Annotated in this window: 5 protein-coding genes; 1 reads left to right on the forward strand and 4 read right to left on the reverse strand. The window is 64.9% G+C overall.

Annotated elements, in window-relative coordinates:
* The 4 genes from pnp to polA all read right to left on the reverse strand — a co-directional run.
* A partial coding sequence (gene pnp, locus KGZ40_01460; GenBank protein ID MBS3956192.1) for a polyribonucleotide nucleotidyltransferase occupies positions 1–2,253 on the reverse strand: 2,253 nt, incomplete at its 3' end.
* 213 nt (positions 2,254–2,466) lie between these two features.
* Positions 2,467–2,736: a 30S ribosomal protein S15 gene (gene rpsO, locus KGZ40_01465; GenBank protein ID MBS3956193.1), complete on the reverse strand. Its 270-nt coding sequence runs from the start codon at positions 2,734–2,736 to the stop codon at positions 2,467–2,469.
* A gap of 16 nt (positions 2,737–2,752) precedes the next feature.
* Positions 2,753–3,844 carry a tRNA pseudouridine(55) synthase TruB gene (gene truB / locus KGZ40_01470; protein MBS3956194.1) on the reverse strand — a complete coding sequence of 364 codons (1,092 nt, stop codon included), beginning with the start codon at positions 3,842–3,844 and terminating at the stop codon, positions 2,753–2,755.
* The gene (gene polA, locus KGZ40_01475; GenBank protein MBS3956195.1) at positions 3,841–6,639 is read right to left on the reverse strand and encodes a DNA polymerase I; all 2,799 of its coding nucleotides are present in this window, start codon (positions 6,637–6,639) and stop codon (positions 3,841–3,843) included. The genes truB and polA overlap by 4 nt, the downstream gene beginning before the upstream one ends.
* 77 nt (positions 6,640–6,716) lie before the next feature.
* Here polA and KGZ40_01480 point away from each other — a divergent pair.
* Positions 6,717–7,386: acyl--CoA ligase (locus KGZ40_01480; protein ID MBS3956196.1), on the forward strand; the 670-nt coding region annotated here is incomplete at its 3' end.

Consider the following 7,386-nt stretch of genomic DNA (forward strand, 5'->3'; position numbering starts at 1 on the left):
GGGGCCACGGTCGCCGCCTTCGCGGCGGGGGCCACGGTCGCCGCCTTCGCGGCGGGGGCCGCGGTCGCCGCCTTCGCGGCGGGGGCCGCGATCCGAACGCTCACCGCCTTCACGCGGTTCGCGCGCCGGACGGGTGTCGGGCAATTCTTCGCCGCTGTCCTGATCGACAAGGCGCATCGAAAGCTTCACCTTGCCGCGGTCATCGACACCGATGACCTTGACCTTCACGACCTGGCCTTCCGACAGGACATCGGAGACCTTCTGGACCCGCTCATTCCTTATTTCCGATATGTGGACGAGGCCGTCCTTGGCGCCCATGAAATTCACGAAGGCGCCGAATTCCGGCATGCCGACAACCTTTCCGGTATAGATCCGGCCGATTTCGGGTTCCTGGATGATGCCCAGAATCCAGGCGCGGGCCGCTTCGATCTTCTCGGGATCGGCAGACGCGATCTTAACCGTGCCGTCGTCGTCGATGTCGACCTTGGCGCCGGTGGTCGCCACGATCTCGCGGATGACCTTGCCGCCGGTGCCGATGATGTCGCGGATCTTGTCCTTGGGAACGCTCAGCGTCTCGATGCGCGGAGCGTGGGCCGACATTTCCGGGCGCACCTCGGTGATGGCCTTGGCCATTTCAGCCAGGATATGTTCGCGGCCTTCCTTCGCCTGCGCCAGCGCGACCTTCATGATCTCTTCGGTGATCCCGGCGATCTTGATGTCCATCTGGAGCGACGTGATGCCCTGCGCGGTTCCGGCGACCTTGAAATCCATGTCGCCCAGATGATCTTCATCGCCAAGAATGTCGGACAATACCGCGAAGTCGCGCTTGCCCTTGGCGTCGGTCTCCAGAATGAGGCCCATGGCGATACCGGCCACGGGGCGCTTCAGCGGAACGCCGGCGTCCATGAGGGCAAGGCTGGCGCCGCAGACCGTCGCCATCGAGGACGAACCGTTCGACTCGGTGATGTCGGACAGCAGGCGGATCGTGTAGGGAAACTCTTCCTTGCTGGGCAGCATCGGGTTGATGGCGCGCCATGCAAGCTTGCCATGGCCGATTTCGCGGCGACCAGGGGCGCCGAAGCGACCGACTTCCCCGACCGAATAGGGCGGGAAATTATAATGCAGCATGAAACGTTCGTAGCGCAGCCCATCGAGTCCGTCGATCATCTGCTCGGCGTCTGCCGTGCCCAGTGTCGTGGTGACGATGGCCTGGGTTTCGCCGCGCGTGAACAAGGCAGAGCCATGGGTGCGCGGCAGGAAACCGACTTCGCCGACAATGGAGCGGACTGTCTTCGTGTCGCGACCGTCGATGCGTCGGCCGTCCTTCAGAATTGCGGTGCGGACGATATCGCCCTCGAGCTTCTTGAAAAGCTTTCCGGCCTTCTGCTGGGTGGCGCTGTCGGTATCCGCGAACAGCGGCTTCATCTTTGCCCTGGCGTCGGCCAGCGCCTGCTGGCGGTCGGACTTCTTGGTCAGCTTGTAGGCCGCCGTGATGTCCTTGCCGACTTCGGCCCTGATCTTCTTCAGCGTCGCGTCGGCATCGTCTGAAAGCTTCAGTTCCCACGGATCCCTGGCGGCCTTTTCAGCCAGACCGATGATCGCCTTGATGACGGGCTGAATGGCGCGATGCGCGAACATGACGGCGCCGAGCATCTCGTCTTCCGAAAGCTCTTTGGCTTCGGATTCGACCATCATGACAGCGTCATGCGTGCCGGCGACGACGAGATCGAGGCGACCTTCCTTCAGCTGTTCCCTCGATGGGTTCAGCTGATATTCGCCATCGGCAAAGCCGACGCGCGCGGCGGCGATCGGGCCCATGAAGGGCACGCCCGAGAGCGTCAGTGCAGCCGATGCCGCAACCATCGCCACCATGTCGGCCTCGTTCTCGCCATCATAGCTCAGAACCTGGCAGATCACGTTGATCTCGTTGTAGAAGCCTTCTGGAAACAGCGGGCGGACCGGACGATCGATAAGGCGCGAGGTCAGCGTCTCATGCTCGGTCGCGCCGCGTTCGCGCTTGAAGAAGCCGCCCGGAATGCGGCCGGCGGCAGAGAATTTTTCCTGATAGTGAACCGTGAGCGGGAAGAAATCCTGCCCCTCCTTCACCGACCTGGCCGCCGTGACGGCGCAGAGGACGACGGTTTCGCCGTAGGTGGCAAGAACTGCGCCATCGGCCTGGCGGGCAACCTTGCCCGTTTCGAGGATCAGCTTGCGGCCGCCCCATTCGATTTCCTGGCGTGCAATATTGAACATGATCAGATGTGCTTTCGATTCCCAGCCCCTGACCAGTCGCCAGAGGCAATTCAGACAAATGCCCGACCGCCCGATGCGGCGGGGCCGGGTTCGGCTGCGTTGTGCAGCCAGTTGCCCGGCAACCCGGGCGCAGGTCCGCCGCAAAAAGAGCGCGGACAAGGAAAAGACGGCCCCGGCGCCATCATCTGGCGACCGGGGCCGTCCTGGTTTCGCCTATTTGCGCAGGCCGAGCCTGGCGATGAGCGCCTGATAGCGCCCCACATCCTTGCGCTTCAGATAATCCAGAAGCGAACGACGCTTGTTGACGAGCATCAGGAGACCGCGACGCGAGTGGTTGTCCTTGGCGTGGGTCTTGAAATGCTCGGTGAGATTCTTGATCCGCTCGGTGATGATCGCGACCTGGACTTCCGGGCTTCCGGTATCGGCGGCGGCACGCGCATTGTCGGCGATAACCGCAGTCTTGCGGTCTGCTGTGATCGACATCATGATCTCCTTCACATCAAAAGTTGAATCCCCTCACGACGCGCACGTCGCAAAGCGAAACCTCGACCAGCGCAACCGGAACAGACCCGAGGGTTGCGATATAATGGCCAGATTTCACGCGGGGGCCCGATAGGCGCATTCCCCGGGAAAGGGCATACGCATCTTCAGGGTCGACCGGCAGAACCAGGATGTCGTCCAGTCCGGCAGTCAGCGGCAAAAGGGCCTGTTCAAGCGCGCCCCCATGCACCAGCCCGAGCCATTTGTCCAGCGGCAAGGCCTGTTCCAGCGTGAAGGGGCCGGCCATGGTCCGCCGCAACAGGCTGACATGCCCGACACTGCCCAGCGCCTCGGCCAGATCACGCGCGAGGCTGCGGACATAGGTTCCCTTGGAACAGCGAACATCGAAGGTCGCGCTGTCCGGCTCGGCAGAAACGAGGTCGAGGGCAAGAATCGTCACGTCGCGCTCGGCAAGCTCGGGCGGCCTTCCGGCCCGCGCCAGTGCATAAGCGCGCTCTCCATCCACCTTCAGTGCCGAATAGGCGGGCGGGCGCTGGCGGATCGGGCCCGTGAAGCGCGGCAGGATCGCGCGGATCGCATCCTGCGAAGGGCGCGCCGGGCTGGCTTTCACCACCTCCCCTTCCGCATCGTCCGTCGTCGTCGAGAACCCGAACGCCAGCGTGAAGCGATAGGCCTTGGGCCCGTTCAGCAGATAACCGGCGAGCTTGGTCGCTTCCCCCAGCGCGATCGGCAGCACACCCGTCGCCAGCGGGTCGAGCGTTCCGCCATGGCCGATCTTCAGTCGGCCCGATCCGGATTGGCCGATCTTCAGTCGGCCCGATCCGGACTGCCCGATCTTCAGTCGGCCCGATCCGGACTGCCCGATCCTGGCCTTGCCATAGCCGCCAGTTCGCATGGCCCATTTCAGCTTGCCCACAATCTGCGCCGAGGTCGGTCCCAGCGGCTTGTCGACTACCAGCCAGCCGCTGGGGAGCCCGCCTTCGGGGAGCAAGTCATGCGGCCCGCTCATCATCGCATCGGATGATGCTGCGGCATCATCGGGCGCAGCGGTTGCCGGCAGGGCTACCGAATGTCGGGGGGCGGGCTTCAATGCGCCGCTCCCCAGTTGGGCCCCGTCCCGATCTCCACGCCAAGCGGGATGCTGAGCCGCAGAGCGGGGCCGGCAGCTGATTCCATGACGGTTCGGATGGTATCGGCCGCCGGGGCAATGTCAGCCTCCGGCACTTCGAACACCAGTTCGTCGTGCACCTGCAGCAGCATGCGCACGCCCGTCAGGCCGGCCAGCGCCAGCGCGGGCTCCATGCGGACCATCGCGCGCTTGATGATGTCGGCCGCAGTGCCCTGCACGGGCGCGTTGACTGCCGCCCGCTCGGCGCCGGCGCGTTCGGACTGCACCTTGGAGCGGATCATCGGCACATGGATCCGGCGCCCGTAAAGGGTTGTGACGAAGGCATTTTCCTTCACTCTCGCGATGGTCTCGGCCATGTAGCGGCGGATGCCGTGGTAGCGGTCGAGATAACGCTCGATGAAATACTGCGCTTCGCTGCGCGAAATCCCCAGCCGCTGGGCGAGACCGAAGGCGGAAATGCCGTAGATGATCGAGAAGTTGATGGTCTTCGCCCGGGCGCGCAGGTCACGATCCACCGGGGCGTCGGGCGCGAGCCCGAAAATCTGGCGGGCGGTCAGTGCGTGGATGTCCTGCCCCGAGGCATAGGCCTCTTTCAGTTCGGGCACGTCGGCGATGTGCGCCATCAGCCGCAATTCTATCTGGTTGTAGTCGGCCGCCAGGATCACACTCCCCGGCTCCGCCACGAAGGCGTCGCGGATGCGGCGGCCCATTTCGGTGCGGATCGGGATATTCTGGAGGTTGGGATCGGTCGAGGCCAGCCGGCCGGTCGTGGTGGCGGCCATCGAATAGCTGGTGTGAACACGGCCCGTATTCGGGTTGATCTGCTGCTGCAACGCCTCGGTATAGGTGGAGCGCAGCTTGGAGACCTGCCGCCACTCCAGCAGCCTGGCGGCAAGCTCCGGGCCGGGCCCGCCGCTTTCCAGCGCCGCCAGCCGTTCGAGTTCGGTGACGTCCGTCGAATATTGACCGGACTTGCCCTTCTTGCCGCCGGGCAGGCCCAGCCTGTCGAACAGGATTTCGCCAAGCTGCCTCGGGCTGCCCAGCGCAAATGGCTGCCCGGAAAGTGCGTGCACCTCGCCTTCCAGCCGCGCCATCTCGCCCGCGAACTCGGCCGACATGCGTGAAAGCTCGGCGCGATCCACCTTGACGCCCGCCATTTCCATGCGCGCCAGCACCGGCACCAGCGGCCGGTCGCACCATTCGTAAACCCGCGTAACCTGGTTCCGCCACAGCCGGGGGCGCAACCGCCGCCACAGCCGCAACGTCACATCCGCGTCTTCGGCAGCGTAGCGGGTCGCCGCATCAAGTGGCACCTGCGCAAAGCCGATCTGCGCCTTGCCGCTTCCCGCGACGTCCTTGAACGCGATCGGCGTGTGGCCGAAGTGGAGCACCGAAAGCTCATCCATCCCGTGGCCGTGCAGGCCGCCGCCCAGCGCATAGGACAGCAGCATCGTATCGTCGAACGGCGCGATGGCGACACCATGTTTCGCCATCACCACCATGTCATATTTCAGGTTCTGGCCGATCTTCAGCACCGTGGGATCTTCCAGCAGCGCCTTCAGCGGCGGCAGCGCCTGCGCGATGGCAAGCTGCGCGACGGGCTCGGCAAGCAGCCCTTCGCCCGACACATGCGCGACCGGCACATAACAGGCCCTGCCCGGCGCAATCGCAAGCGAGAATCCGACCAGCTCGGCCGCCATCGAATCGATGCTGCTCGTCTCGGTGTCGAAGGCGACCGCGCCCAGCCGCCGCGCTTCATCGATCCACCAGAGCAGCCTGTCCCGGGTGATGACGGTTTCATGGGCGTCGGGATCGAAGGGCGGTTCCTCCGGGGCATCCGGCTCGGCCCTTGGCCTGGCGATGCTGTCGGCCGCCGCCCGGCCCGGATCGCCCAGCTTTGCCAGCAGGGAACGGAAGCCGTGCCGTGCCAGGAATAAGGCCAGCTTCTCCCGGTCCTCCCGATGGTCGAGCTTCAGGTCAGCCAGCGGCGGCTCGAGCGGCATGTCGCGCTTCAGCTCGACCAATATGCGCGAAAGCCGCGCGGCTTCTGCGTGCAGCTCCAGATTCTCGCGCAGCCTGGGTCGCCTGATCGCCGCCAGATTGGCCAGAACGCCCTCCACCGTGCCGAACTGGTTCACGAGATCGGCGGCGGTTTTCGGGCCTATGCCGGGAACGCCGGGCACATTGTCGGCGCTGTCGCCCATCAGCGCCAGCACTTCGGCAAGGCTGGCAGGCGGCACGCCCCATTTTGCTGTCACCTCGGCCTCGGCGAAGCGCCGGTTCTGCATGGTGTCGAGCATCGTGACGCCGGGGCGCACAAGCTGCATCAGGTCCTTGTCGGAGCTCACGATGGTGACGGTCATGCCGGCCAGCACTGCGGCTTCGGCATAGGATGCGATCAGGTCGTCGGCCTCGTAATCGGCCTTTTCGATGCAAGGCACGCCGAGCGCGTTCACCGCGTCGCGGATCAGCGGGAATTGCGGAACCAGATCCTCGGGCGGTTCGGGCCGGTTCGCCTTGTAGTCGGCGTACAGCGCGGTGCGGAAGCTGCGCCTTCCGGCATCGAGGATGACGGCGAGATAATCATCCTCGGGCGATTTGCGCGCCGCCTCTATCAGGCTCCACAGCATGGATGTGAAGCCGAACACGGCACCGACGGGCGTTCCTTCCGGGTCGGTCAGCGGCGGCAGTCGATGATAGGCGCGAAAGATGAATCCGGAGCCATCGATGAGCGTGAGGTGGGGCGGAGTTGCCATCGCCACCGTCCTAGCCGGGGCTTTGGGGGATTGCGAGGGGGCGCGCAGTGGCGTTTATGACCCGCGGGAGGAATCACATGACAGAACAGTTGCCCGCGATGAACATCGCAAAACCCTGGCCCGCGATGAACATCGCAAAACCCTGGCCCGCGATGAGCATCGCAAAACCCTGGCCCGCGATGAGCATCGCGCAGGCAACCATGTTGCTGACCGCGCCGGGCGCGCCGTTCGAAATGGAGACAGTGACCATAGGCGGCCGCCCCACCCGCACATGGAAGAACGCGCCGCCCACGCTGCAGCACTGCTTTGCCCTGGGGCGCGCGCACGGAGAGCGGATATTTCTGGTGAACGAGGACGAGCGCATCAGCTTCGAAGCCTTTGCGCGGGCCGCCATCCACCTGTCCGGGCATCTGAAAGCGCTGGGAATCGGCAAGGGAGACCGCGTTGCAATCGCCATGCGCAACATTCCCGAATGGCCGGTCGCCTTCTATGCAGCACAGCTGGTCGGTGCGATCGCCACACCGCTGAACGCCTGGTGGACAGGCGGGGAACTGGAATATGGCCTTGCCGATTCGGGCGCGGCGGCCCTGATTGCCGACATCGAACGATGGGAGCGGGCGGCGCCGCACATGGCGGCGCTGCCGGAGTTGAAACATATTCTGGTCTCTCGCGGCGGGGACAGCAGCCTCGAGGCCGTTATCGGCGCGCCGTCAGGCTGGGCAAATCTGCCCGATGTGCCGACACCCG

The organism is Clostridiales bacterium (genome assembly GCA_018333995.1).
Taxonomy (GTDB): Bacteria; Actinomycetota; Coriobacteriia; order Anaerosomatales; family SLCP01; genus JAGXSG01.